At 63.4% G+C, this 24,554-nt stretch carries 20 protein-coding genes; 14 read left to right on the forward strand and 6 right to left on the reverse strand.

The features are described 5' to 3' along the window. Position 1 precedes the first annotated feature (1 nt). The 3 genes from ACQ66M_RS14525 to ACQ66M_RS14535 all read right to left on the reverse strand — a co-directional run bounded on the left by ACQ66M_RS14525 (position 2) and on the right by ACQ66M_RS14535 (position 2,093). Positions 2 to 994 (reverse strand): AAA family ATPase, encoded by a 993-nt coding sequence (locus tag ACQ66M_RS14525; protein WP_350171576.1) that lies wholly within the window; start codon positions 992 to 994, stop codon positions 2 to 4. A 260-nt stretch (positions 995 to 1,254) separates the two neighbouring features. Next, on the reverse strand, positions 1,255 to 1,668 hold the full coding sequence (locus tag ACQ66M_RS14530; protein ID WP_430404723.1) for a PaaI family thioesterase: 414 nt from the start codon (positions 1,666 to 1,668) through the stop codon (positions 1,255 to 1,257). Beyond that, positions 1,665 to 2,093, reverse strand: coding sequence for a PaaI family thioesterase (locus tag ACQ66M_RS14535; RefSeq protein WP_430404725.1), 429 nt, complete (start codon positions 2,091 to 2,093; stop codon positions 1,665 to 1,667). Before ACQ66M_RS14535 ends, ACQ66M_RS14530 begins: the two co-directional genes overlap by 4 nt. Before the next feature lie 84 nt (positions 2,094 to 2,177). Between ACQ66M_RS14535 and ACQ66M_RS14540 the strand changes: the two genes are divergently transcribed. From ACQ66M_RS14540 to ACQ66M_RS14580, 9 genes are all read left to right on the forward strand, one after another. Next, the gene (locus ACQ66M_RS14540; RefSeq protein ID WP_430404727.1) at positions 2,178 to 2,774 is read left to right on the forward strand and encodes a TetR/AcrR family transcriptional regulator; all 597 of its coding nucleotides are present in this window, start codon (positions 2,178 to 2,180) and stop codon (positions 2,772 to 2,774) included. A 374-nt stretch (positions 2,775 to 3,148) separates the two neighbouring features. Further along, positions 3,149 to 4,939, forward strand: coding sequence for a flavin-containing monooxygenase (locus ACQ66M_RS14545; RefSeq protein WP_430404729.1), 1,791 nt, complete (start codon positions 3,149 to 3,151; stop codon positions 4,937 to 4,939). A 51-nt stretch (positions 4,940 to 4,990) separates the two neighbouring features. After that, positions 4,991 to 7,195, forward strand: a complete 2,205-nt coding sequence (locus tag ACQ66M_RS14550; RefSeq protein WP_430404731.1) for a primosomal protein N' — start codon at positions 4,991 to 4,993, stop codon at positions 7,193 to 7,195. Between the two features lie 180 nt (positions 7,196 to 7,375). Further along, the gene (gene atpH, locus ACQ66M_RS14555) at positions 7,376 to 7,936 is read left to right on the forward strand and encodes an ATP synthase F1 subunit delta (protein WP_430404733.1); all 561 of its coding nucleotides are present in this window, start codon (positions 7,376 to 7,378) and stop codon (positions 7,934 to 7,936) included. Between the two features lie 8 nt (positions 7,937 to 7,944). Beyond that, complete coding sequence (gene atpA, locus ACQ66M_RS14560) at positions 7,945 to 9,480, forward strand: F0F1 ATP synthase subunit alpha (RefSeq protein WP_350171583.1); 1,536 nt, start codon at positions 7,945 to 7,947, stop codon at positions 9,478 to 9,480. Positions 9,481 to 9,525: 45 nt separating this feature from the next. Further along, complete coding sequence (locus ACQ66M_RS14565; RefSeq protein WP_350171584.1) at positions 9,526 to 10,404, forward strand: F0F1 ATP synthase subunit gamma; 879 nt, start codon at positions 9,526 to 9,528, stop codon at positions 10,402 to 10,404. A gap of 326 nt (positions 10,405 to 10,730) precedes the next feature. Beyond that, a complete protein-coding gene (atpD, locus tag ACQ66M_RS14570; protein ID WP_350172557.1) occupies positions 10,731 to 12,158 on the forward strand; it encodes a F0F1 ATP synthase subunit beta in 1,428 nt (475 codons plus the stop codon). Positions 12,159 to 12,175: 17 nt separating this feature from the next. After that, positions 12,176 to 12,583, forward strand: coding sequence for a F0F1 ATP synthase subunit epsilon (locus ACQ66M_RS14575; protein ID WP_430404735.1), 408 nt, complete (start codon positions 12,176 to 12,178; stop codon positions 12,581 to 12,583). Positions 12,584 to 12,664: 81 nt separating this feature from the next. Then, on the forward strand, positions 12,665 to 13,132 hold the full coding sequence (locus ACQ66M_RS14580; protein WP_430404737.1) for a GFA family protein: 468 nt from the start codon (positions 12,665 to 12,667) through the stop codon (positions 13,130 to 13,132). Here the strand turns inward: ACQ66M_RS14580 and ACQ66M_RS14585 are convergent, their stop codons facing one another. From ACQ66M_RS14585 to ACQ66M_RS14595, 3 genes are read right to left on the reverse strand one after another with little or no spacing between them, the layout of a single operon-like run. Beyond that, a complete protein-coding gene (locus ACQ66M_RS14585) occupies positions 13,133 to 13,924 on the reverse strand; it encodes a thioesterase family protein (RefSeq protein WP_430404739.1) in 792 nt (263 codons plus the stop codon). A 4-nt stretch (positions 13,925 to 13,928) separates the two neighbouring features. Next, positions 13,929 to 14,249 (reverse strand): 2Fe-2S iron-sulfur cluster-binding protein, encoded by a 321-nt coding sequence (locus ACQ66M_RS14590; RefSeq protein ID WP_430404741.1) that lies wholly within the window; start codon positions 14,247 to 14,249, stop codon positions 13,929 to 13,931. A gap of 17 nt (positions 14,250 to 14,266) precedes the next feature. Then, positions 14,267 to 15,514: an NAD(P)/FAD-dependent oxidoreductase gene (locus ACQ66M_RS14595; RefSeq protein WP_430404743.1), complete on the reverse strand. Its 1,248-nt coding sequence runs from the start codon at positions 15,512 to 15,514 to the stop codon at positions 14,267 to 14,269. 166 nt (positions 15,515 to 15,680) lie between these two features. Here ACQ66M_RS14595 and tsaE point away from each other — a divergent pair, with 166 nt between their 5' ends. Genes tsaE through addA form a run of 5 tightly spaced genes read left to right on the forward strand, consistent with a single transcriptional unit; the run spans position 15,681 to position 24,514 of the window. Beyond that, positions 15,681 to 16,145: a tRNA (adenosine(37)-N6)-threonylcarbamoyltransferase complex ATPase subunit type 1 TsaE gene (gene tsaE, locus ACQ66M_RS14600; RefSeq protein WP_350171590.1), complete on the forward strand. Its 465-nt coding sequence runs from the start codon at positions 15,681 to 15,683 to the stop codon at positions 16,143 to 16,145. Further along, positions 16,120 to 17,214 carry an aminoglycoside phosphotransferase family protein gene (locus ACQ66M_RS14605; RefSeq protein WP_350171591.1) on the forward strand — a complete coding sequence of 365 codons (1,095 nt, stop codon included), beginning with the start codon at positions 16,120 to 16,122 and terminating at the stop codon, positions 17,212 to 17,214. The genes tsaE and ACQ66M_RS14605 overlap by 26 nt, the downstream gene beginning before the upstream one ends. Further along, a complete protein-coding gene (locus ACQ66M_RS14610) occupies positions 17,211 to 17,936 on the forward strand; it encodes a nucleotidyltransferase family protein (protein ID WP_430404745.1) in 726 nt (241 codons plus the stop codon). The genes ACQ66M_RS14605 and ACQ66M_RS14610 overlap by 4 nt, the downstream gene beginning before the upstream one ends. Continuing rightward, the gene (gene addB, locus ACQ66M_RS14615) at positions 17,902 to 20,985 is read left to right on the forward strand and encodes a double-strand break repair protein AddB (RefSeq protein WP_430404747.1); all 3,084 of its coding nucleotides are present in this window, start codon (positions 17,902 to 17,904) and stop codon (positions 20,983 to 20,985) included. Before ACQ66M_RS14610 ends, addB begins: the two co-directional genes overlap by 35 nt. Continuing rightward, positions 20,978 to 24,514 (forward strand): double-strand break repair helicase AddA, encoded by a 3,537-nt coding sequence (addA, locus tag ACQ66M_RS14620; RefSeq protein WP_430404749.1) that lies wholly within the window; start codon positions 20,978 to 20,980, stop codon positions 24,512 to 24,514. The genes addB and addA overlap by 8 nt, the downstream gene beginning before the upstream one ends. Positions 24,515 to 24,554 lie beyond the last annotated feature (40 nt).

Here is a 24,554-nt window from a genome sequence, read left to right on the forward strand (position 1 = left end):
GCTATCCGAGTTCGGGGTAGCCGGAAGAGGTGCGCCCGGCCTTGTCGGGTCCGGTGGCTTCGCGGACGAGCCGGGGGATTTCCTTGGACACCGCCGCGATATCGCTCTCGTGCTTGAGCAGGACATTGAGCGTGGTGCGCACAAATGTCTCGTCGAGGGCGGTCGTGTGCATCAGGAGAAGCGTGCGGGCCCAGTCGACAGTTTCAGAGATGGAAGGGCGTTTCTTGACGTCGGCCTCGCGCACGCCCTGAACGAAGCTGACCAATTGCTTCAGCAGGATTTCGGACACGTCCGGTACGCGAGCCTGGACGATCAGGCGTTCACGGGCCGCATCAGGGAAGCCGATATGGAGATGGAGGCACCGGCGCTTCAGCGCGTCGCCGAGTTCGCGGACATTGTTCGATGTCAGGATCACGATGGGCGGGACATTGGCGCGGATCGTGCCGATTTCCGGAACCGTGACCTGGTAGTCGGACAGGACTTCGAGCAGGAAAGCCTCGAATTCCTCGTCCGACTTGTCGATCTCGTCGATCAGCAGGATCGATCCGGCCGGCTGCTGCATCGCGGTCAGCAGGGGGCGGGATTCGAGGAATTGCTCTGAGAAGAACAGGTCCTCGAAAGAGGCGAGCTTTCCCAGCGATTGGGTCAGGTTGTCCGCCGAGCCGATCAGTTCGTTCAGCTTTTCCTTCAGGATCTGCGTGTAGAGCAGTTGCTTGCCGTATTTCCATTCATACAGCGCCTTGCCCTCGTCGAGGCCTTCATAGCATTGCAGGCGCAGGATCGGCAGGTCGAGCCAGCGGCCAAGTGACTGGGCGAGATCTGTCTTGCCGACACCGGCGGGGCCTTCAATCAGGATCGGCTTGCGCAGGCCATGGGCGAGAAAAACCGAGGTCGAAATCTCGCGTGTGGAAATATAGCCGACGTCTGCGAGCCCGGAGGTGACCGCCTCGATCGATGTGAGCGGCTCGTAGCCGGTGGAAATGTCTTTTGCCATGCTAAAAGGGGTAGGGGGCAGGGGAATGGCTGACAAGGCATATCGCTGGGGCAAGGGTGGGCCCGTAGCCGGAAACACGTCGCGGTGCCCGGCGAACTAGTCTGATTGGGTTCGGGTTTCAGCCTAAGTATTCCCAACTTGCAGACTCAACCTTCACCACTCCGGACGACATGATCGTCTATTTTTTACTCGATATGTCGGCGTCTACCTGCCGGTTTTAGCCCAGGGATGCAGAGTGGTGAGGGCCGAGCGGCCCTGGTTCAGGCAGCTGAGGGAACGAGAATGGCTGTTCCGGTGGCCACGAGCTTTTCCTTGCCTTGCTTCACGGCGAATAGGTCGGCGGAGGTAAAGACCTGTTTTCGGCCGGCCCGAATGACACGTCCGCGGGAGATGAATCGCTCGCCCATGGCCGGGGCGAGGCAGTTGACGGTGAAGGTGGACGCGAGCACGGCACCCGAGAGCGTCACTGCCGCGAAGCCGCAAGCTGTATCGATCAGCGCGCCGGCGAGGCCTGCATGCAGGAATCCGGCATATTGGCCGAGATCGTCGCGCCATACGAGGGTGAGATCTGCTTCGCCGGGAGCAGCGTGCGAGACTGTGAAGCCTGCCCAGCGATTGAAAGCGGCACGATCATTGATGTCGCGGAGTGTGGTGAGAAGGTCAGTGGTGGTCATGATGCAGGGGACTTTTCTGACATGAGGGCGCGGAAGGTGGCGTTGGCGCGGGCGCAGAGCGTGTCGTCTGCATGTACGGTGGCGGCGCAGAAGCAGAGGTTGCGTCCTGATTTCAGGACGACAGGGCGTATCTCGAGCCATTGGCCGAGCCGGGCCGTGGCAATGAAGTCGACCGCGACGCCGACGGTGACGAGGCCGGTCGCGCCCTCAAGCTTCAGGCCGCAGCTCAGCCCCATGGCATTGTCGGCAAGGGCGGTGATCAGCGCGCCGTGGACGAAGCCACGTGAATTGGCGTGGGCCGGTCCGGCACGCAGTCCCAAGAAGATGGCGTCGCCCGTGTTGCGGGAATAGAGCGGCTCCCACGGATCGGTCATTCCGCTCTTGCGGAAGTGGGGCGAAAAGCCTTCGGGAATGTCCTGATTCATCGTCGAACCTCATTGTCTGTTAACGAGAGAACGTATAGGCTAAAGATGTAGACCGGTCTATATAATAATCTTGAGGTTGCCTGCATGCCCGCTCCCCGCAAACACCGTGAGGCCATTCTTGCGAGCGCCGTGAAACTGTTTCGCCGGCAGGGCTATGCCGCGACGGGGCTTGCCGAAATCCTGTCGGAAAGTGGCGCACCAAAGGGGTCGCTCTATCATTACTTTCCGGGCGGCAAGTCGGAGATCGGGGCTGAGGCGGTGACCGTAGCTGGCGCGAAAGTGGCGGGAACGCTGGATGAACTAGCGACGCGAGTGACCGACCCGGGTGAGTTGGTGGCGCAGTACCTGACACTTATGGCCGGCTGGATGGCGCAATCGGGTTTTCGCGATGGCTGTCCCATCACGACGACCCTGCTGGAAACGGTACCGCAGCACGAGGCGATTCATGTCGCCGGGCGCGCGGCGTTTGGCTCATGGGTAGAGACGATTGCGCGTGTAGCGCATGATAGCGGAATCGCGCCGGATCGTGCCGCAACGCTGGCCCGGTTCTCGATATCGGCACTGGAGGGTGCGCTGATCCAATGCCGGGTATCGGGCGACGAGTCGCCGCTGGTCGAGGCTGCGGTAGAGTTGCAGGCGCTGTTCCAGGCGGCCCGGGCGGGACGCAGCGGGTTCGTCTGAAGGCGAATTCGTGACCCACGAATTGCATGCACCCAACGCCGCCGGAACAGGAGTGGCGGCGTCACCGCCGATCCCGACAAGCGCGACCGGGGGAGCCAGGCATATTCGATGCTCAACCCATCGCTGGCCATAAATTTCTGCGTTGCGATCAATGGCATTTATCCGCCACGAAACGCGGCTGCACTTCACTGCTGGGGCAGACTGACGCCCTCAGGCACGAGGCTCGGGTGCCGGGAATGCGACACTCAGGCACTTTGAGTTGCTTGTGACGAAACATGGCGGAGCTAACCTTTGCTTGGCTTCCGCACGGGCAATGTTGTCATCAAGTCATGCATGGCATGGCCGACTGGGTCGAATGATAACGGAAAAACGATATGAGCACGACCGCACTGGACAAGGATGCAATCCAGAAAAAGTACAAGGCTGAACGTGACAAGCGGCTGAGACCGGAGGGAAACGCGCAGTACAAGCGACTGGTCGAGTTTGAAGACCTCGCTCAGGATCCCCATTCGCCATGGGTGGATCGTGCTCCCGTCACAGATCACGTGACCTTTGCCTTTATCGGCGGTGGTTTCGCTGGCCTCGTTGTCGGGGCTCAGCTGAAGCAGGCGGGAATCGATGATTTCCGCGTCATCGAAAAGGGCGGTGACTTTGGCGGGACCTGGTACTGGAATCGCTATCCCGGCGCGCAGTGCGATACGGCGTCGATGATCTATATGCCTCTGCTCGAAGAGACCGGGCATATGCCATCTGAGAAGTATGCCCACGCGCCCGAAATTCGCGAACATTGCCAGCGTATCGCCAATCAGTTCGGGCTTTACGATAATGCGCTTTTTCAGACGGAAGTCACGGATCTGGAATGGGATGATGCCAATAGCCGCTGGGTGGTCAGAACCTCGCGGGGCGACGCCTTCACGGCGAAATATATCGGCATGGGCACGGGGCCGCTGCATGTCGCCAAGTTGCCGGGCATTGCCGGCATCGAAACCTTCAAGGGCAAGTCGTTTCATACCAGCCGCTGGGACTATGATTATACGGGCGGCGACCCACTGGGCGCACCGTTGGCAAACCTTGCCGACAAGCGTGTCGCATTGATTGGCACGGGGGCGACGTCTGTTCAGTGCGTACCGCATCTGGCCAAGTCAGCGAAGCAATTGCTCGTGTTCCAGCGCACGCCGTCTTCTGTGGACGCGCGCAACAATGGACCGATTGATCCGGACTGGTTCAAGAGCATTGCCGAGCCGGGGTGGCAGCAGCGCTGGTTCGACAATTTCGTCGAAAACCAGTCTCAGGGAATGCCGCAAGTCGACCTCGTAATGGACGGCTGGACGGAAATCTCCCGCCGGATCCGCGAGAAGGTCATGTCGCTGCCGCCGTCGGATTGGACGCCGGAGAACATGATGATGGCATTTGAGGATGCCGACTTCGAAAAGATGGAAGAAATCCGCAACCGCGTCGATTCCATCGTCGATGACGGCGAGACGGCGGAAAATTTGAAGGCGTGGTATCGGCAGCTTTGCAAGCGGCCTTGTTTCCATGATGCCTACTTGCAGGCCTTCAATGAGCCGGGCACGCAACTTGTCGACACTGACGGCAAGGGTGTCGAGCGCATCACCGAAACCGGCGTGGTGGTGAATGGCAAACAATACGAAGTAGATTGCATCATCTACGCGTCGGGCTTCGAAGTCGGGTCGGATTATACCGCGCGTGCGGGCTTTGACATGACGGGGCGCGATGGCCAGAAATTGTCCGAGTACTGGGCAAATGGCATGCGCACCCAGCACGGCATCCAGGTTCACGGCTTTCCGAATGCATTTATCGTCCAGCCCAGCCAGGCAGCGAACCTGATTTCCAACGTGCCGCACAATATTGTTGATCATGCCAAGACAATTGCGGCGATTGTCTCCCATTCAGAGGCGGCGGGTCACGCGCAGGTGGACGTCACCAAAGAGGCCGAAGATGCCTGGGTCGGGCTGATCCTCAGCGGCGCAGGCATGATGATCGGTTCGCCAGACTGTACCCCCGGCTACTACAACAATGAAGGCAAGGGCCTGACCGAGACCAACAAGTATGCAGTTGGCCATCCGGGCGGTGCGGGCGCGTATTTCAAGCATATCGCCGCATGGCGGGAGTCAGGCGCGTTTGATGGACTGACGTTTCGCTAGATTGCACCAACTGGCTGCGGGCCGGGTTGGCATTGAGCCTGACCAGACGGGATGACGGGCGGTGCTATCGGCGCTAAGCCGTGCGCCATGCCTGTTGCCCGGATTCTCTTTGTCTTGCCGCTGCCTGAGCCGTTTGATTACGCGGTGCCGGAGGGGATGGAGGTAAGCGTCGGATCATATGTCACAGCGCCGTTGGGACAGACCGAGCGGCTGGGTGTGGTGTGGGAGATACTTGATGACGCGGCGGCGGCGGGGCGGGAGCTGAAGCCGGTCCTGTCAGTCTATCCGACGCCGCCAATGCCTGCGGCGATGCGCGAGTTCATCCTGTGGGCAGCGAAATATACCGTGTCGCATCCCGGCCATGTGCTGGGTATGACACTGCGCGCACGCGGGGGGCTGTCGCCCTCGCCTACGGAGACTGTGTATCACCTGACGGGTGAGGAACCGAAGAAACTGACTGATACGCGGCGGCGCGTGCTGGATGCAGCCGAAGAGGTCGGCGCGGCGAATGCGGCGGCGCTCGCGGCGGCGGCAGGGGTGTCGAGCGGTGTGGTGAAAGGGCTGGTGAGTGCGGGGGCGCTGCGGGCCGAGGAGATGGCGGCTGACCTGCCATTTGCTTTGCCGCAGCCGGACCTTCCGGGCGCGAACCTGACCGGCGAGCAGGTGGAAGCCGCCGAGGCGCTGAAGGCGGCGATGCGGGGGGGCGGCTTTGCCGCCTTCCTGCTGGATGGTGTGACGGGGTCTGGCAAGACGGAAGTGTATTTCGAGGCGATTGCGGAAGCTCTGCGCACGGACCCGGAGGCGCAGATACTGGTGCTGCTGCCGGAGATTGCGCTGACGCAGGCGATTCTCTCACGGTTCGAGGCGCGGTTCGGGGCGGCGCCGGCGCCGTGGCATTCGGGCCTGGCCGACAAGGAACGCCGCCGGACATGGCGCGAGGCGGCGCATGGCCGGGCGCGGATCGTGATCGGCGCGCGCTCGGCGCTGTTCCTGCCCTATGCGAACCTGAAGCTTGTTATCGTCGATGAGGAACATGACGGCAGCTACAAGCAGGAGGATGGCGTCACCTATCATGCGCGCGACATGGCAGTGATGCGGGCGAAGCTGGAGGGGGCAGGGGTTGTGCTGGCCTCGGCGACCCCGGCGCTGGAGACAATGGTGAATGCCGAGGCCGGGCGCTATACGCGGCTGATGCTGGCGGCGCGGCCGGGCGCGGCGCGCCTGCCGGATGTTGAACTGATAGACCTGCGCAGGGCGCCGCCAGAGAAGAATCACTGGCTGTCGCCGCACCTGACCCATGCCTTGCAGGAGACACTGGCGGCAGGCGAGCAGAGCCTGCTATTCCTCAACCGGCGGGGCTATGCGCCGCTGGTGATCTGCAAGGCGTGTGGCGAGCGGCTGAAGACGCCGGGCACCGAGAACTGGCTGACCGAGCACCGCTATAGCGGGCGGCTGGTCTGCCATGTGACGGGTTATTCGATTCCGAAGCCCGGCGTCTGCCCGGCCTGCGGGGCGAAGGATTCGCTGATGGGGGTTGGTCCGGGCGTGGAGCGGGTCGCCGAAGAGGTTCGCGTTCTGATGCCAGAGGCGCGCATCGAGATATTCTCGTCGGACACGGCGATGGGCGGGGATGCGACGCGCGGCATTATCGAGCGGATGGAGACGGGCGATATCGATGTGCTGATCGGGACGCAGATCGTCGCCAAGGGGCATAATTTCCCGAACCTGACTCTGGTCGGCGTGGTGGACGCCGATTCGGGCATGAAGGGCGGCGACCTGAGGGCCGGGGAGCGGACCTATCAGCTGCTGAGCCAGGTAGCGGGCCGGGCCGGGCGCGCCGAACGGCCGGGACGGGCGCTGGTGCAGACCTATGCGCCGGACAATCCGGCCATGCTGGCGCTGGCCGATGGGGACCGGGACGGGTTCCTGCAGATCGAGCGGGATGTGCGCGCCGAGCTTGGCCTGCCGCCATTCGGGCGGCTGGCGGCGCTGATCCTTTCGGCCCCCAGCGCGGAGATGGTGGACGAGGCGGCGCGCGATATCGCGCTGGCAGCACCAAATGGTGCGGGAATAGAGCTGTTCGGGCCGGCTCCGGCGCCGATTACCGTGCTGCGCGGACGCCACCGGCGGCGATTCCTCGTCAAAAGCCCGAGAAACGTTGATCTTTCCGCCTATATGGCGGCCTGGATGGCCCGGCTGAAGCTCCCGCGACCCGTTCGCGTGTCAGTGGATATTGACCCTTACTCGTTCATGTAGGGTCACATCTTCGACTTACGTGCCATTCCGCCGCAGAAATTGGCGCTGCGGCCATGTTGTCAGGCTGATTTTCTGGTGCTAAGCGGCGCACTGATCAATGGGGCGCGCGTGTCGGGCACGCTGTCTCTTTAATATAATTCCGGGCCTTACCCGCCCCGACAAGCAACGGATCCTGGACCCTTGGCTGCATCGACACGTACACATGCGACTGAAGCTGCCCGGCGCTATGCGCTGGCCTTGTTCGAGCTGGCCCAGGACAAGGGTCAGCTGGCCGAGGTCCACAGTGATTTCAAGGCATTCGTCGAAATGGCGAAAGAGTCCAAAGACCTCACCATCCTGCTCGATTCGCCTGCCTTCTCGCGTGACGAGAAAGTGCGCGCGCTGGCGGACGTGATGAAGGCATCGGAGCTTGGCACGATGATCGCGAATTTCGTCGGCGTAATGGCAAAGAATGGCCGTTCGAACGAGATTGTTCCGGCCCAGGGCGCCTTTGACGCGCTTTATGCGAAACAGCGCGGCGTCCAGCGGGCCGTCGTGCGCACAGCAAAAGACATGACAGGCGCCGAGCGCGCCCGTATCGAATCGATCCTCGCCAAGGCCGTTGGCGGCGAGGTTGAACTTACAAGCGAGGTGGATGCCTCGCTCATCGGCGGCATCCAGCTGCGCATCGGGTCCAAGCTCATCGATGCCAGCATTGCCGCCAAACTTGATCGCATGAACACCGCCATGAAGGGAGCATAGTCAGCTCGATGGATATCAGCGCAGCAGAAATTTCGGGCATCCTGAAGTCCCAGATCGAAAACTTTGGCGTCGACGCTGAAGTCTCAGATGTCGGCCAGGTGCTTTCAGTGGGTGACGGTATTGCCCGCATCTATGGCCTCGACAGCGTGCAGGCTGGCGAACTCGTCGAGTTCGATGGCGGCATCAAGGGCATGGCCCTGAACCTGGAAAGCGACAATGTCGGCGTCGTGATCTTCGGCAGCGACAGCTCGATCAAGGAAGGCGACACCGTCAAGCGTTCGGGCGAGATCGTGTCCGCGCCGGTCGGCATGGGCCTGCTGGGCCGCGTTGTCGATCCTCTGGGCGAGCCGATCGACGGCAAGGGCCCGCTGAAGGATGTGGCGTCGCGTGAGCGCGTGGACGTGAAAGCGCCGGGCATCATCCCGCGCAAAGGCGTGCACGAGCCCATGATGACAGGCATCAAGGCCATCGATGCCATGATCCCGGTTGGCCGCGGCCAGCGCGAGCTTGTCATTGGTGACCGCCAGACCGGAAAAACCGCTGTCTGCATCGACACGATCCTGAACCAGAAGCCGACGAATGACGCGGCCAAGTCCGACAAGGACAAGCTGTTCTGCGTCTATGTGGCCATCGGCCAGAAACGTTCGACGGTTGCCCAGGTGGTCAAGACGCTCGAAGAGCGCGGCGCGCTGGACTATACGATCGTTGTGTCTGCGACAGCGTCCGAACCGGCTCCGCTCCAGTACCTCGCACCGTTCACCGGTTGTACCATGGGTGAGTGGTTCCGTGACAATGGCATGCACGCCCTGATCATTTATGATGACCTTTCCAAGCAGGCTGTTGCGTATCGCCAGATGTCGCTGCTGCTGCGCCGTCCTCCGGGCCGTGAAGCCTATCCTGGTGACGTGTTCTATCTTCACTCGCGCCTGCTTGAGCGCGCCGCCAAGATGGGTGATGCCGCCGGCGCAGGGTCGCTGACCGCGCTGCCGATCATCGAAACGCAGGCCAATGACGTGTCGGCCTATATCCCGACCAACGTGATTTCGATCACTGACGGCCAGATCTTTCTTGAAACCGACCTGTTCTACCAGGGTATCCGCCCGGCCGTGAACGTCGGCCTCTCGGTGTCGCGTGTGGGTTCTGCCGCCCAGACGAAAGCGATGAAGAAGGTTGCCGGCTCGATGAAGGGTGAACTCGCCCAGTACCGCGAGATGGCCGCCTTTGCGAAGTTCGGTTCCGACCTCGACGCCGCCACGCAGCGCCTGCTGAACCGCGGTGCCCGCCTGACCGAACTGCTGAAACAGCCGCAATACTCGCCGCTGCTGATGGAAGAACAGGTTGTTGTCATCTACGCGGGTACGCGTGGCTATATCGACAAAGTCGCTGTCAGCGAAGTGACCCGTTACGAAAAGGAACTCCTGGCCCATATGCGTGGTGCCAAGAAAGACCTGCTCAAGACGATCCGTGAGGAGAAGGCCCTGTCTGAAAAGACCGAGGAGGCGCTGAAAGCGGCCCTCGAAGACTTCACGTCGAAATTCGCCTGATCCCGCCCGTCCTGACGCATAGTTTGAATAACCAGAAGGCCTGACATGCCCAGCTTGAAGGACCTCAAGAACCGGATCGCCAGCGTGAAATCCACGCGGAAGATCACGAAGGCCATGCAAATGGTGGCCGCAGCGAAGCTGAAGCGCGCCCAGGAAGCCGCTCAGGCCTCGCGGCCCTATGCCTCGCGCATGGCATCCGTGCTGGCGAACCTGTCATCATCGGCAGGTGCAGGCGGGCCACGTCTGCTCGCAGGCACTGGCAGCGACAAGACGCACCTGATTGTCGTCATGACCGCGGAGCGCGGGCTGGCGGGCGGTTTCAACTCCTACATCGCGAAACTGGCCAAGGTGAAGATTGGCGAGCTGCGGGCCGAAGGCAAGACGGTCAAGATCATGACCGTCGGCAAGAAGGGCCGTGAGCAATTGTCGCGTGAATATGGCGACATGTTCATCGCGCATGTCGATCTCGGTGACGTCAAGGGCGGCAACTTCACCGATTCTGCCATCGGCCTCGGCCAGGCGCTGACCAAGCGGTTCGAGGACGGCGAGTTTGACGTGGCAACGCTGATATATTCGCAATTCAAGAACGTGCTGTCGCAGGTGCCGACCGCGCAGCAGATCATCCCGGCCGCGGCGCCAGCCGATGCCGAGACGGTCGACCTGAAAGGGGCGATCTATCGTTATGAGCCGTCCGAGACGGAGATCCTCGAAACGCTGCTGCCGCGCTACATCAACACGCAGATCCTGTCGGCCATGCTGGAAAGCGCCGCTGGCGAGCAGGCGAGCCGCATGACGGCGATGGACAACGCAACGCGCAATGCAGGCGACATGATCGACTCCCTGTCGCTGCAATATAACCGTGCCCGCCAGGCACAGATCACCAAGGAGCTGATCGAGATCATCTCCGGTGCAGAGGCATTGTAGGAAAACCGATGAGCTTCTGGATCTACGAAAACTTTGGCAGCAAGCGGGCACGTATCCACGCGTCCGACTGCCGCTATTGCAATAATGGCGCTGGCGTGGGTGGCGACGCCACCAATGACGACGACAAGTGGCACGGCCCCTTCGCGACGTTCCCTGAAGCTGACGCAGCCGCCCAGGCGCTCGGCCAGAAGGACACCCGCGCCTGTGGCGTTTGCAAGCCTGCAAGTGCCAGGACTTCCTCTTCACCTGCTGCCGCGCCGGTTGCGGCTGCAGCTGCCCCCGTTTCAACACCCAGAACGACATCCGCTCCAAAGGAGACGACCCGCATGAGCACTCCCGCAAACGCAAAAGGCCGCGTATCACAGGTCATCGGCGCCGTGGTCGACGTCGAATTCGACGGCGAACTTCCGAGCATTCTCAACGCACTCGAGACCGACAATAATGGCAACCGCCTCGTCCTCGAAGTCGCCCAGCACCTCGGCGAGAACACGGTCCGCACGATCGCCATGGACTCCACGGAAGGCCTGGTTCGCGGCAATCCGGTGACGGACCTTGGCCGTTCGATCAACGTGCCGGTTGGCCCGGCCACGCTTGGCCGCATCATGAACGTCATCGGCGAGCCGATCGACGAGCGCGGCCCGATCGACACGGATATGCGCCGTTCGATCCACGCGGATGCGCCCGCCTTCACCGACCAGTCGACCGAGTCCGAAGTGCTCGTGACCGGTATCAAGGTGATCGACCTGCTCTGCCCCTATGTGAAGGGCGGCAAGATCGGCCTGTTCGGCGGTGCCGGCGTGGGCAAGACCGTTCTGATCATGGAACTGATCAACAATATCGCGAAACTGTTCGGCGGTTATTCTGTGTTTGCCGGCGTCGGTGAGCGGACGCGTGAAGGCAACGACCTTTACCACGAGATGATCGAATCCAAGGTTATCAACCTGGAAGGCGAAAGCCGCATCGCGCTGGTCTACGGCCAGATGAACGAGCCTCCGGGCGCGCGTGCCCGCGTCGCCCTGACCGGCCTCGCACAGGCCGAATATTTCCGCGATGAAGAAGGCAAGGACGTTTTGTTCTTCGTCGACAACATCTTCCGCTTCACGCAAGCTGGCGCCGAAGTGTCGGCCCTGCTCGGCCGTATTCCTTCGGCTGTGGGCTACCAGCCGACACTGGCCACCGACATGGGCCAGCTGCAGGAGCGCATCACGTCGACCAACAAGGGTTCGATCACTTCGGTTCAGGCCGTGTACGTCCCGGCAGATGACCTGACCGACCCTGCGCCAGCCACCTCGTTTGCCCACCTTGACGCAACCACGGTTCTCAACCGGGCCATCGCCGAGAAGGGCATCTACCCTGCTGTGGACCCGCTCGATTCCACGAGCCGTATCCTTGATCCGCGCATCGTTGGTGAAGACCACTACAACATCGCGCGCGGCGTGCAGGAAATCCTTCAGAAGTACAAGGAACTGCAGGACATCATCGCCATTCTCGGCATGGACGAGCTGTCGGAAGAAGACAAACTGGCCGTGGCCCGTGCCCGCAAGGTGGAACGCTTCCTGTCGCAGCCATTCGACGTGGCTGAAATCTTCACCGGTTCGCCAGGCGTCCAGGTGAAGCTTGAAGACACGATCAAGGGCTTCACAGGCCTGATCGCCGGCGAGTTTGATCACCTGCCGGAGCAGGCCTTCTACATGGTCGGCAATATCGACGAGGCGAAAGCCAAAGCCGCCAAGATGATGGCAGACGCCGCTTAAGATACAGGATCAGCCTTATGGCCGACAAACTGCACTTCTCACTCGTTTCGCCCGCCAGAGAGCTTTTCTCTGGCGAGGTCGATCATGTGATCGCGCCGGGCACCGATGGTGAATTCGGTGTGCTGGCAAACCACGCGCCGTTCATGACGACGCTGAAGAATGGCGTCGTGCGTGTGCTCGAAGGCGACACGGTGAAGATGCGCATCTTCGTTCGCGGCGGCTTTGCCGATGTGACGCCTGACGGCCTGACGATCCTCGCCGAGGAAGCCCGCAGTCTTGAAGGCGTAAAAGTGGAAGAGGTCCAGGCGGAACTCGACGCGACGCTTCTGAAGATCCAGGCGCTCGACAAGGACGACACGGCGAAGGACGCCCTGCAGGCACATTACGCTTATCTTGAAAGCCTGAAAGCTGCGCTCGTCCACTAGAACGGTCCGGCGGTCTAAATAATAATTGACTCGTTCAGCGTTCACGATATCCTGAGAGATCAGGACCGTGAGGATCAGGCAATGCCATCATTACCGCTTACCGGATCATGCCAGTGCGGGGCGATCCGCTACCGGATATCGCGTGCGCCTCTGATGATCTACAACTGCCATTGTACCAATTGCCAGAAGATCTCGGGCAGTGCGTTCAGCACACCGATGGCTGTGATGGAGGACAGTTTCCAGATCACGCAGGGTGATCCGGAAAGGCTTGAATGGGCGTCGGATGTCGGGTCCGTTCGGTTTGGCCTGTTCTGTGGTGATTGCGGCAACCGTATCGCGCATGGTCAGGCACCGACACGCGGCGTGCTGAGCGTGCGGAGCGGTACTTTGGATGATACGAGCTGGATCATTCCCGTCGGTGATATCTGGACGACCAGCGCTCAAAGCTGGACGGAGATGTCGCCCCAACGGTTGCAATATGCGCGTCAACCGGAAGACTACGCCGCACTGTTTGCAGCCTTCTCTGGCCTTGGTCTGTTTGCCGTTTAGCTAGCCGAAAATTGCAATCGTCTGGCGGCCGATCATCATCGGGTCGCCGGCGCTGTTCCACAGGGTCATGGCCTGGCTGGAATAGCCGTCGCGTGCCGTCTCGGCGACGTGACGCGCGAGAAACCAGCCGTCTTGCGTCGTGATGTCGTCGGTAAGGAATTCGGCCATCCAGGTCATCGAACTGATACGGGCCGGTGCGGTGAACATTGACATGGCCGCCGGGGGTGGCGCGTCGGCGATGGCCAGCAGTGCGACGGCGTCGGTGGGCGCTGCCGGGTCGACATGGCGCATCCAGATCGACACGTCGCCCGTGTCCGATCCCGAGATCGGCCGCGTGCCTGCCGCCATGCGCATGTTGAAATTGCGTGTGAAATTGGGGCGGTTCGGATTGTCCCCGAAGTAGCTTGGCGTCTCGTCCGGTGCAGTGACGTCCGGTGCGGGGAGGTTGGCGAAGCTCAGCGCCGAAGGCCGCGCGACGCCGAACGCGAAAATCGCTTCTGCCGCCACGCCCTCTGTGCCGGCCATGCGCACGGACACGAACACGGTGTTCTTGCCCTGTCTCAGCAGGGTCGGCGTGCATGTCACCGGCCCGCCGACCGGCCCCACGAAGGCGACCTGTGCCGAACGGATCGGCATGCCGGGCGCGAGCGGCATGGCGGCCTCCAGGCACAGCGCCGCCGTCAGGCCGCCATAGGTGGTGCGGCCCTGCATCCAGGCGTCGGGAATGACCACGGACGCGGCATTCCCGGCATCACGCGTGATGCTGGCAAGGAGGTCTGTATAGGCAGCCAAGGACCTAGTGCTGGCTTTCCGGCGTGGTCACACGCAGGCCGTCAAGCGCATCAGAGACCGTGATCTGGCAGGACAGGCGGGAATTTTCCTGAACATTTTCAGCAAAGTCGAGCATCGACTTTTCCATTTCCTGCTGCTCGCCAACCTTGTCCATGAAGGCAGCGTCCACATAGACATGGCAGGTGGCGCAGGCGCAGGCGCCGCCGCAATCGGCATCGATACCGGGAATGGAATTCTTGACGGCGGCTTCCATCACGGATTCGCCGTTGGTGGCCTCGACAACGCGTTCCGTTCCGTCATTGTCTATGTAAGTGATCTTTGCCATGGGCTGTATTGTCTCCTTCAGGCGGCAGTGGTTGCTGCGGCAATGTCTTTCATCGATATTGATGTATCGCCGAGCATGGCAGGCGCGATTTTTGCCCCCGACATGATCAGCTTTTTCGAGGCGAGGAATTCCGGTGCGCTGTTGACAGCATCCACCGCAATCAGGGTGCCGTTGCGCAGGTAGAAGGCCGCAAACTTGCGCTCCTTCGGGTCACCGCGCACGACGATTTCATCATAATCCTGGCTGAGACCGGCAATCTGCAGCTTCAGGTCGTATTGATCGGACCAGAACCAGGGGCAGTCTTCAGCCGGGCGAGGCTTGCCGAGAATGGCGGCCGCCGCGAGCTTGCCCTGTTCAATGGCGTTGTGAACGCTTTCGAGGCGGCCTGAGCGGCCATAATGGACGAGCGGGCGGCTTGCGCAGTCACCTGCCGCGAAGACGCGAGGGTCCGACGTGCGGGCATCGCGGTCGACCTGGATGCCGTTATTGCAGGCGATGCCGGCCTCCCTTGCGAGTTCCTCGTTCGGAAGGATGCCGATGCCGACCAGCACGATATCGGCGTCGAGCCGGGTGCCGTCAGCCAGAATGGCGGCGCTGACCTTGCCGTCGGTTCCGTCGAGATGGTCCAGACGGGCATCTGTCAGGATGGTGACGCCCTGCGCGCGGTGTTCGGTTTCAAAGAAAGCGCTCATCACGGGGCTGGTCACGCGGGCGAGGACACGGGGTGCCATTTCCAGCACGGTGACGTCCATATCCATCTGGCGGGCAACGGCAGCCGCCTCAAGGCCGATATAGCCTGCGCCGATTATCACCATCTTGCGGCCGCCAATCATGTTGGGGCGGATACGCTCGACATCCGACAGGTCACGCAGGTCATGCACGCCCTGCAGGGTTGCGCCCTTCACCGGCAGAGGCCGGGGACGCGATCCGGTGGCGATGATCAGGGCGTCATAGTCAAGGTGTCCACCATGCGCGAGTTCGACCTTGCGGTTGGTCCGGTCGATACCGGTGGCGCGCGTTGACAGGATGACCTCGATATTCTGGTCCTGATACCAGGGCGCGGGGCGGAAATAGAGCCGCTCCTCGGTCATTTCACCTTTCATGTAGGCCTTGGACAGGGGGGGGCGCTGGTAGGGCAGGGCCGGTTCGTCGCCGATCAGGGTCAGCGCGCCCGTGTATCCGCCCTGGCGCAGCGACTGCAGTACCTGCGCGCCGGCCTGACCGCCGCCGATGACCACAATCCGTGATGCTCCCGTCAGGTCCAAAAGTCCCGCTCCCTAATCAATTCCTGCAAATTATGACGCTAGCGTCATTTTTGCAATGGTTTCTCGCACTGGAGTTCCAGCCGCGAGCACGTGTGTCAAGAAGCGCGCAAGGGCGTCCGGGTGAATCGGCGATGGCGGTGCCATCCCGAACCCTTATATTGCCCCAATGGAAATCCTTTTCGACCTTGAAGATGATGCAGCGACCCGTGCGCTGGGCGCTGCCCTGTCCGGCTTGCTGAGGACCGGCGACGTGATTGCGCTGCATGGTGACCTCGGCGCCGGCAAAACCACGCTGACGCGGGGGCTGGTGCAGGCCCTGTGCGGGGCACGTGAAGACGTGCCGAGCCCGACCTATACGCTCGTGCAGGCCTATGACGCGCCTGATTTTCCCCTCTGGCACTTCGATTTGTACCGTCTCGACAGGCCCGAAGACGTCAACGAGCTGGGCTGGGATGATACGCAGGATGGGGTCGCGGTGATCGAGTGGCCTGCGCGTGCGGGGCGCTACCTGCCAGCCACCCGGCTGGACCTGACACTCGAAATGCTTGGGGAGCAGCGTCGCGCGAGGCTGGAACCGGTCGGCGAAGACTGGCAGAAGCGGCTGGATGGATTTCGATTCTCATCACCGTAACACGCTGATCGACGACTTCCTGGCAGGCGCCGGGTGGGGCGAGGCGACCCGTATTCCGCTCGGGCAGGATGCCTCGACGCGCCGGTATGTCCGGCTGGTGCGGCCAGATGCCGCGCGGGCCCTGTTGATGGATGCACCCCGGATCGAGGCTGATCCCTGCCCACCGGACGCCGATGACTCGGTTCGCAATGCGATGGGCTGGAATGCGCAGACGCGCCTGGCGGCTTCGCGTGTGGACGCCTTTGTGCTGTTGGCCGGGCATCTGGCATCGCAGGGCTTTCACCCGCCACGTGTGATGGCGCACGATACAGAGGCTGGGCTGGCCCTGATCGAGGACTTTGGGGACAACAGGGAACTCGCCCGGCAGATCGAACGCGGGCTCGTCGATGAAACCGAGGCCTATGTCGCGGCGGCGGATGTCCTGACCAAGCTGCACGCCTTGCCGGTGCCGGAACGGCTGGAAGCGCATGGCGAGGTCTGGCCGATCCTCGAATTCGACCGGCTGGCTCTGGCGACAAATGCCGACCTCTATGCCGACTGGCTGCCGCAGCAGGCGGGTGGCGGCGCGCTGGCGGGTCAGGCCCGTGCGCGCTGGGAGCGCGAACGTGACGCGCTGATCGAACAGGCCATGGGCTTTCCGCGCACCTTCACGCTGCGCGACTTCCATGCCGAAAACCTGCTCTGGCTCGAGGGGGGGCGTATCGGCCTGCTCGATTTTCAGGATGCGGTGAAGGGCTGGGACGCGTGGGACATGGCGATGCTGACACAGGATGCGCGCCGGGCGGTGTCGCCTGAAGCAGCAGAAGCGGCAATCCGGCATTACCTTGACCGGACCGGCAAGTCGCGCGCGGCGTTCGACGAGCGACTGGCTGTGATCGGCGCGCTGAATGCGCTGCGTATTGCAGGCGTGTTCGCGCGCCTGATGATCCGTGATGGCAAACCGCGTTATGGCGAGTTCCAGCCGCGCCAGCTCTCAATTCTTGCGCGCAACCTCTCGCATCCTGCGCTGGAAGGCATGGCGGGGTTCGTGCGCGACACCACGCCGTTCGTATTTGAGGCAAAGCCATGAGCGTTCCTGTTCCCCACACAGCGATGGTGCTGGCGGCCGGTCTTGGTACGCGCATGCGGCCATTGACCGATGGCACGCCAAAGCCGCTGATCGAGGTGGCGGGAAAGCGCCTGATGGACCGCATGCTGGACCCGCTGGCGGCGGCGGGCGTGAAGCGGGTTGTCGTCAATGTGCACTACCTGGCAGAGCAGGTGGAAGCCCACCTGGCGCATCGGAACGATCTCGAGATCGTGATATCGGACGAGCGCGGCGAAGTGCTGGAGACGGGCGGCGCGCTCGCCAAGGCGCGGCCGCTGCTGGGTGACGATCCGATCTTCGTGCTAAACACCGATGCGTTCTGGGCGCCAGAATCCGGTGAGCCGCTGGTGGCGCTGGCCGAGGCGTTTGATCCAGTTCACACCGACGCGCTGCTGATGGTGGCCGATACGGGTCGCTGCCTCGGTTTTGACGGTTCGGGGGATTTCTTCCTGGGCGATGACCATCGCATGGTCCGCCGCGGCGACGCGACGTCTGCACCATGGGCCTATGCGGGCGCGCGGATCATCCGGCCGCAATTGTATGATGCCGAGCCGGTGGAGCGTTTCTCAGCGCTGCGCGTGTGGGACCGGCTGATTGCCGAGAGGCGGCTGATGGGGTGGCCACTGGAGCGGTTCTGGCTGCATGTGGGAGATCCGGGCGCACTCAAGGATGCTGAAATGTGGCTGCGCTGCCATGGCGCATGAGGCACAGGTCTTCGGCGCCGGGCGTCCGAAAGTCTGGTCAATCCCTCCGGGAGCGGATTTCCTGCGAATGCTGGCCAACACGCTGGCGCTCGAGACGGGCCTCAGTGACCAGCCCGACGCGTTGAGCGAAGCGATCATCTATGTGCCGAACAGCCGGTCGGCGCGGGCGCTGACGCTGGCCCTGTACGACGCGGCAGGCGGCCAGACGATCCTGCCGCCGGACATACGCACGCTTGGCGATCTTGAAAGCGAGGAGGCACCGCCAAATGCCGAAACGGCGCTGGCTGGCCTGCCGCCTGCCATGTCGGCTGCGCGGCGTCTGGGCGCACTGGCGAGCCTTGTGCGGGGATACTATGCGGCGCAATACGAGATAGACCTGCCGCCCGCCTCGGCAATCGCAGCGGCGCGCGAACTGGCGCGCCTGCTGGATCAGGCTGCGCTGAGCGAGGCGGTCGACTGGTCGAAGCTGGATGGGCTGGTCAAACAGGCTGACCTGGCGGCGCACTGGCACGGCTCGGTCAAGTTCCTGGAAATCATCACCGAGGCCTGGCCGGAATGGCTGGCGGTGAACAATGCGATGGATCCGTTTGCCCGGCGGCTGGCTGCGGCCAAGGCCCTCGCCGCCGACTGGGCGTCGAGGCCACCGGCCGCGCCAGTCGTGATTGCCGGGTCGACGGGGGCGACGCCTGCGGGCCGTGTGCTGATGAAAGCGGCGCTGGACTTGCCGAACGGCCTGATCGTGCTGCCTGGCCTTGATACTGACGCCGGTGGCGAGGCGTGGGATGCCATCCGGCTGTCTGTCAGCCATCCGCAGAACGCGCTGATTGATGCGCTGGACCATTTGCGTGTCCTGCCCGGCGATGTCGGCCTCTGGCCGGGCATTCCCCAGCGCGCATCCGATGCCGCCCGGCGCCGAATGATCCATGAGGCGCTTGCCCCGGCAGATGCGACAGCGGACTGGCGCGCCACGCTGAAGACGCTCGCCCGGGCTGTCGGGTCAACGGTGGAAGGGTTTGCGCTGGACGCGCTGGACGGGCTGGTCGTGATCGAGGCGCCAGACGAGGCGGCGGAGGCGGAAGCAGCGGCGCTGCTGATGCGCGAAACACTGGAAACACCTAAAGAGACGGCCGCACTTGTGACGCCGGACGCCGGGCTGGCGCGGCGCGTGTCGGCTTTGCTGAAGCGCTGGGGCGTGGAGGTGCCGCCCTCGGCGGGCGTTCCATTGGGGCGAACACCGGCCGGCAGCCTGATTGGCCTGTGCGCCACATGGGCGCTGGACCCGTCCGAACCTGTCGCGCTGACGGCGGCAATGAAGCATGGTTTCGTGACTGACCGCGAGGGACTGGCGACGCTGGAGACGCATTTCCTGCGAGGGCCCCGGCGGTGGCGCGATCTTGCCGGGCTGCGGGACAGTATCGATACGCGCCACCTGATCGAGCCCTATGCGCGCTTCAGGCGGACAGACCAGGACGAGGCCATCGCGTTGGTCGACAGGCTGATCGCCGTGTTTGACGAGACCGATGCCGACCTGTCGGGCCACGCAGATGTGGACGGGGCGATAGCGGCTGAGCAGATTGCGGCACTGGCCGGACGGATCGGCGAAGCGCCGCTGCCCTGGGCAGGTGAGGATGGCCGCAAGGCTGCTGAACTGTTCGTCAGTATCCGTGAAATCTCCGATCAGATTGGCCCGATGCCGCCGCATGCGCTGGTCGACCTGATCCATGCGCAAAGCGCGCAGATGACGGTGAGCGCCGGACTGGTGGAGCATCCGCGCCTTGCCATCTGGGGGCCGCTGGAGGCGCGCCTGCAATCGGCCGACCGAGTGATCCTTGCCGGACTGAACGAGGATGTCTGGCCGCACTGCCCGTCGCCTGATGCGTTCCTGCCGCGCCGGTTCCGGGCTGAGCTCGGCCTGAACGACCCGGAAGACCGGCTCGGTCTGTCGGCGCATGATTTTGCGCAGCTCGCCTGCGCGTCCCGCGTGGTGATGCTGCATGCGGCACGGCGCGATGATGCGCCTGCTGTGGCGTCGCGTTGGGTATGGCGCCTGAAGACGCTGGCGGAGGGTGCGCTCGACGAGAAGGCAGCCGGTGCGCTGGCGCCTGACAATGGCCATCCGCTGGATTGGGTGGCGGCGATGCAGGCACGCGGCACGAACACGCTGCCTGGAGATTATTCCGCAGAACCCCGGCCGACCCGGCACCCGGAGGGCTGGCCGAAGAAACTGTCGGTCACGCGGATCGACCTGCTGCAGCGGGACCCCTACGCCATGTGGGCAGAGAACGTGCTGGGCCTGTCGCCGCTGGATCCGATGAATGCGCCTCTCGGGCCCGCGCCGCGCGGCACGGCCATTCACCACGCGCTGGAATTGCTGGAGGAAGATGGTGCGCCAAAGACGGCAGAGCACCTGATGGCATTGCTGGCGGACGAACTCTTGCGGGTGGGCGAACCGGAAGAAGACTGGGCGGCGCGGCGGGCTGTGTGGCAGCGCACGGTCGACTGGTACCTGGCATGGCGCGCCGGACGCGACACGGATGGAAGCCGTCCGAAGCTGGAAGTGAATGGCCGCCTGGCATTCGACATTGCAGGTTATCCCTTCACGCTTTCGGCCAATGCCGACAGGATTGAGCGCACAGCCAATGGCGACCTGGTGATCATCGACTTCAAGACGGGTAGTCCGCCCTCGGACAAGGAGATTGCGACCGAACTGAGCCAGCAAATGCCACTGCAGGCGCTGATCGCGCGTTCGGGCGCTTATGATGGCATCCCGGCGGCCAGGGTTGCGGCGCTGGAATATGTGGCGTTCAAGGCAAAGCCGGATGCGCGGCTTGTGGGAATGTCGAACGCGCTGACGGCGACGCCGGACGAACTCGCAGACAAGGCGGAAGAGGGACTCAAGCGCCTGATCGCGAATTACCGCCAGCCGGATACCCGCTTCCTGTCGGCGCCGCGTGTGAAGTTCGTGAAATATGACAATGGCTTCAATCGCCTGGCGCGGCGGGCTGAATGGGCGGGCGATACTGAGGACGGAGACGGCGACAATGGCTGATCCGAACGCCCCCGTCTTTGAAAGCAATGAGGCCGAGGCCTTTCTCGCGGCTATTGGTGTGCAGGCGGCGGTGGCCAATCCGGCCGTGCCGGCCTTCGTGTCCGCCAATGCGGGCAGCGGCAAGACAAAGGTCCTGATCGATCGCGTGGCGCGCCTGTTGCTGCGCCGGGATGATGGCCGCAAGGGAGCCGAGCCTGACTCCATCCTGTGCATCACCTATACGAAAGCTGCCGCCAGCGAGATGCTGACGCGCCTGTTCAAGACACTGGGCCGCTGGTCTGTGATGGAAGACCCGAAGCTCCGCTCCGAGCTTGCCAGGCTGGAAGGCCGCGATGAGGCAGCCTATACGCCGGACGACCTGAAAGCTGCGCGTGCCCTGTTTGCCCGCGCGCTGGAATCGCCCGGCGGCTTGCGAATCGAAACGATCCACGCCTTCTGTTCGCGCATCCTGAGACGGTTCCCGCAAGAGGCTGGTGTGCTGCCGGGCTTCAGCGAGATTGAGGAGGATGAGGCGTCGGGCCTGTGGCAGGCGGCGCGGGCAAGCGCTGTGCTGCGCGCGCAGGAAGCAACACCGGACCTGCTGGACCTGCTGGCGCTGGAAGGCGGCCATGACGGGGCAATGGCCGGATTGGACATGCTGCGCTGGTCTGCGAATGCGGTGCTGGATTTTGCCGAAGTTCATGCGTTTGATTTCGATGCAATGGATCTTGCCCTGCGCGACGTCCTGAATGCGCCGGAAGCCAGCGCGCAAGAGCTGCTTGATCTGGCGATGGGTGAGGGGCTGCCGGTGGCGGACCTGAAGGCAGCGGTCGCGGTTCTGCAGGGCGGGGCGGTGACGGACCAGAAGACAGCCGAGGCGCTGATCTCTGTTCTGGAAGCGCAGAAGCCCGAAGATCGGTGGGACATTTATCGGGGCGTCTTCACGACGGGCAGCGGCGACTATCGCAAATCCAATCCGTACACGGCAGCCAGCGTCAAGCAGTCATCCCTGATTCCTGACCTGTTCCAGATGAAGGATGGAGAAGGCCGGGAAGTGGCGCGGGTGCGCCAGTTGGCGGAAAACCTGGCCCGTGCGCGCGCGTTCGAGCGGACGTCGGCGCTGTTGCGGGTGGGCGTGCCGGCCTTGCAGGACTACCAGCGGGAGAAGGCGGCGCGCGCGGCGCTGGACTTTGACGACCTGATCCACAAGACGCGGATCCTGCTGACGCAGGATGGCATGTCGGACTGGGTGCTGTTCAAGCTGGATGGTGGCCTCAGCCACGTGCTGCTCGACGAGGCGCAGGATACAAGTCCGCCGCAATGGGAGCTGATCACGGCCCTCACGGACGAATTCTTTTCCGGGCTGGGCGCCGAACGCCAGCAGGACCCACGAACCCTGTTCGTGGTGGGAGACGAGAAGCAGTCAATCTATTCCTTCCAGGGCGCCGACCCGTCAAAATTCCGCGACAAACAGGCCGAGTTCGGCCAGCGCGCGGCTGACATGGTCCACGGGTCCATGGACATGTCCTTCCGTTCAGCGCCGCAGGTGCTCGAGTTCGTCGATCGGGTCTGGAATGGCGCGCCGCCGATTGATGTGCCGCATGCGCCGACGGCGCCGCTGGCCGCTGATGTGGTGAACCACACGGCGCGGCGGGCCAGCCAGCCGGGCTGTGTTGAATTGTGGCCGATCGAACCTTTGGCTGAAGACGAACCGGCCGATGCCTGGGACCGGCCGGTCAATGCGATGCGGTCCTCCTCGCCCAAAGCGAAGCTGGCCAAGCGCCTTGCGGCCCGGATCAGGGAGATGATCGACAGCGGCGAAACGATCTGGGCCGAACAGCCGGACCGGTCATGGGTGCGCAGGCCGATGGAGCCACAGGATGTGCTTGTGCTCGTGCGCGGCCGGACGGGCGGCCTGTTCGATGCGATGATCGGGGCGTTGAAATCAGCCGGCTTGCCGGTTGCGGGCGCGGACCGGTTGAAACTGCTCGATCATATTGGCGTGCAGGACTGCCTGAACCTCTTGCGGTTCGTCGTCCTGCCCGAAGCGGACCTGACGCTGGCGGAAATCCTGCGTGGGCCGTTCCTGGGACTGGTGGATGATGACCGGTATCTCTTCCCGCTGGCCGGTGAGCGCGAAAAGGGAGTCTCGCTCTGGACCCGTGTGCAGGAGAGCACGGACCCGGATGTGCAGGCGGCGGCAGGTTTCCTGCGCAGCCTGCTCGAGCGGACGGATCTGGCGCCATATGAGTTTCTCTCCTCGGTGCTGGATCAGGCCGGGCAGGACGGCCAGACCGGGTGGGAGAAGATCAATGCGCGGCTCGGTACGCCCGCCCGCGACCCCGTCGAGGCGCTGATGTCACGCGCCTTGCAGCATGACGCGGCCGAGCCTGCGTCGCTGCAGGGCTTCCTCGCGGCGATGGAAGCGCACGATACAGAGATCAAGCGGGATCTTGCCGCGCCGGAACGCGAGGTGCGGGTAATGACGGTGCATGGGGCCAAGGGGCTGCAGGCGCCGGTCGTGGTCCTGCCGGATACGACGGCGGGGCCGCGGGGCGGGTCTGCCCGCATGTTTGATCTGGCCGGAATGCCCGTCTGGTCGCCGCGCAAGGATGCCGATACGCCCGAACTGGCTGCGCAGCGTGCGATTGCGGACGCCAAGGCGGAAGAGGAGCATCGGCGGCTGCTCTATGTGGCGCTGACGCGGGCGCAGGACCGGCTGATCATTGCGGGTCACTGGCATGGCGGCGGCAAGGAAGGCTTCAACAAGAAATCCTGGTACGCGCTGTGCGCGGACGCGATGGACACGTTCGTGCCCGGCGGGGGCGGGGCGGACGAGGTGCGGCGGCATGGGGCGCCGGGGCCTGTGATGGCGGGCAGGGGGGCCGGAAGCGGGCCGGAGGGCAAGGTGCCGGATTGGGCGCTGCGCCCGCCGCCGGTCGATATACAAGCCCGCCGCCTGAGCGCGCCGACCAGCCTGTTGTCGCGTCAGACGCCGGTGCTGGCGCCGTTTGGTGTGCATCGCGAGGCACAGATGAAGCGCGGGCGGCTGATCCACTCGCTGCTGCAATACCTGCCGGAATTGCCAGAGGCGATGCGGGAGGAGGCGGGCCGGACATTCCTTGAGCGCGACGTCGAACTGGATGATGCCCGGCGGGCCGAGATGCTGGCGGCGGCCATGGGTGTCCTTGCAGACCCCGCCATGGCGGATGTGTTCGCCCCGGGTGGGCGGGCGGAAGCGGCCGTCATCGGCACAGCAGAGGAGCTGCCCGAGGGCGTGGTGATCAATGGCCGTGTTGACCGGCTGGTGGTGACGCCTGAGCGGGTGCTCGTGATCGACTTCAAGACGGATCAGCCCGCGCCGGGCACGGTTTCAGGGGTTGCAGACACCTATATGGCGCAGATGGCGGCCTATTGGGCCGTGCTTCGGCAGGCCTATCGGGGGCGGGACGTGGTGGCAGCGCTCTGCTGGACGGACGGGCCGAAACTCATGGTCCTGCCAGAAGCGAACCTGTTAGCCTCTCTAAAGCGTGCGCAGAGTGAGGTTTGACTTCGCGTATGAACACCTATGTATCATCCAGCAAAGCAAT

Source organism: Hyphomonas sp. (genome assembly GCF_965284475.1).
In the GTDB taxonomy this organism is placed as follows: Bacteria; Pseudomonadota; Alphaproteobacteria; order Caulobacterales; family Hyphomonadaceae; genus Hyphomonas.

Bases quoted from the DNA above. Each gene is read 5' to 3' on its own strand.
- addB (WP_430404747.1), top strand. From the start codon at position 17,902: ATGCTGAAATGTGGCTGCGCTGCCATGGCGCATGAGGCACAGGTCTTC.
- ACQ66M_RS14535 (WP_430404725.1), bottom strand. From the start codon at position 2,093: ATGAATCAGGACATTCCCGAAGGCTTTTCGCCCCACTTCCGCAAGAGC.
- ACQ66M_RS14530 (WP_430404723.1), bottom strand. From the start codon at position 1,668: ATGACCACCACTGACCTTCTCACCACACTCCGCGACATCAATGATCGT.
- tsaE (WP_350171590.1), top strand. From the start codon at position 15,681: ATGGAAATCCTTTTCGACCTTGAAGATGATGCAGCGACCCGTGCGCTG.
- ACQ66M_RS14550 (WP_430404731.1), top strand. From the start codon at position 4,991: ATGACGGGCGGTGCTATCGGCGCTAAGCCGTGCGCCATGCCTGTTGCC.
- ACQ66M_RS14580 (WP_430404737.1), top strand. From the start codon at position 12,665: ATGCCATCATTACCGCTTACCGGATCATGCCAGTGCGGGGCGATCCGC.
- atpA (WP_350171583.1), top strand. From the start codon at position 7,945: ATGGATATCAGCGCAGCAGAAATTTCGGGCATCCTGAAGTCCCAGATC.
- ACQ66M_RS14565 (WP_350171584.1), top strand. From the start codon at position 9,526: ATGCCCAGCTTGAAGGACCTCAAGAACCGGATCGCCAGCGTGAAATCC.
- ACQ66M_RS14575 (WP_430404735.1), top strand. From the start codon at position 12,176: ATGGCCGACAAACTGCACTTCTCACTCGTTTCGCCCGCCAGAGAGCTT.
- atpD (WP_350172557.1), top strand. From the start codon at position 10,731: ATGAGCACTCCCGCAAACGCAAAAGGCCGCGTATCACAGGTCATCGGC.
- ACQ66M_RS14540 (WP_430404727.1), top strand. From the start codon at position 2,178: ATGCCCGCTCCCCGCAAACACCGTGAGGCCATTCTTGCGAGCGCCGTG.
- ACQ66M_RS14590 (WP_430404741.1), bottom strand. From the start codon at position 14,249: ATGGCAAAGATCACTTACATAGACAATGACGGAACGGAACGCGTTGTC.
- ACQ66M_RS14610 (WP_430404745.1), top strand. From the start codon at position 17,211: ATGAGCGTTCCTGTTCCCCACACAGCGATGGTGCTGGCGGCCGGTCTT.
- ACQ66M_RS14605 (WP_350171591.1), top strand. From the start codon at position 16,120: ATGGATTTCGATTCTCATCACCGTAACACGCTGATCGACGACTTCCTG.
- ACQ66M_RS14525 (WP_350171576.1), bottom strand. From the start codon at position 994: ATGGCAAAAGACATTTCCACCGGCTACGAGCCGCTCACATCGATCGAG.
- ACQ66M_RS14545 (WP_430404729.1), top strand. From the start codon at position 3,149: ATGAGCACGACCGCACTGGACAAGGATGCAATCCAGAAAAAGTACAAG.
- addA (WP_430404749.1), top strand. From the start codon at position 20,978: ATGGCTGATCCGAACGCCCCCGTCTTTGAAAGCAATGAGGCCGAGGCC.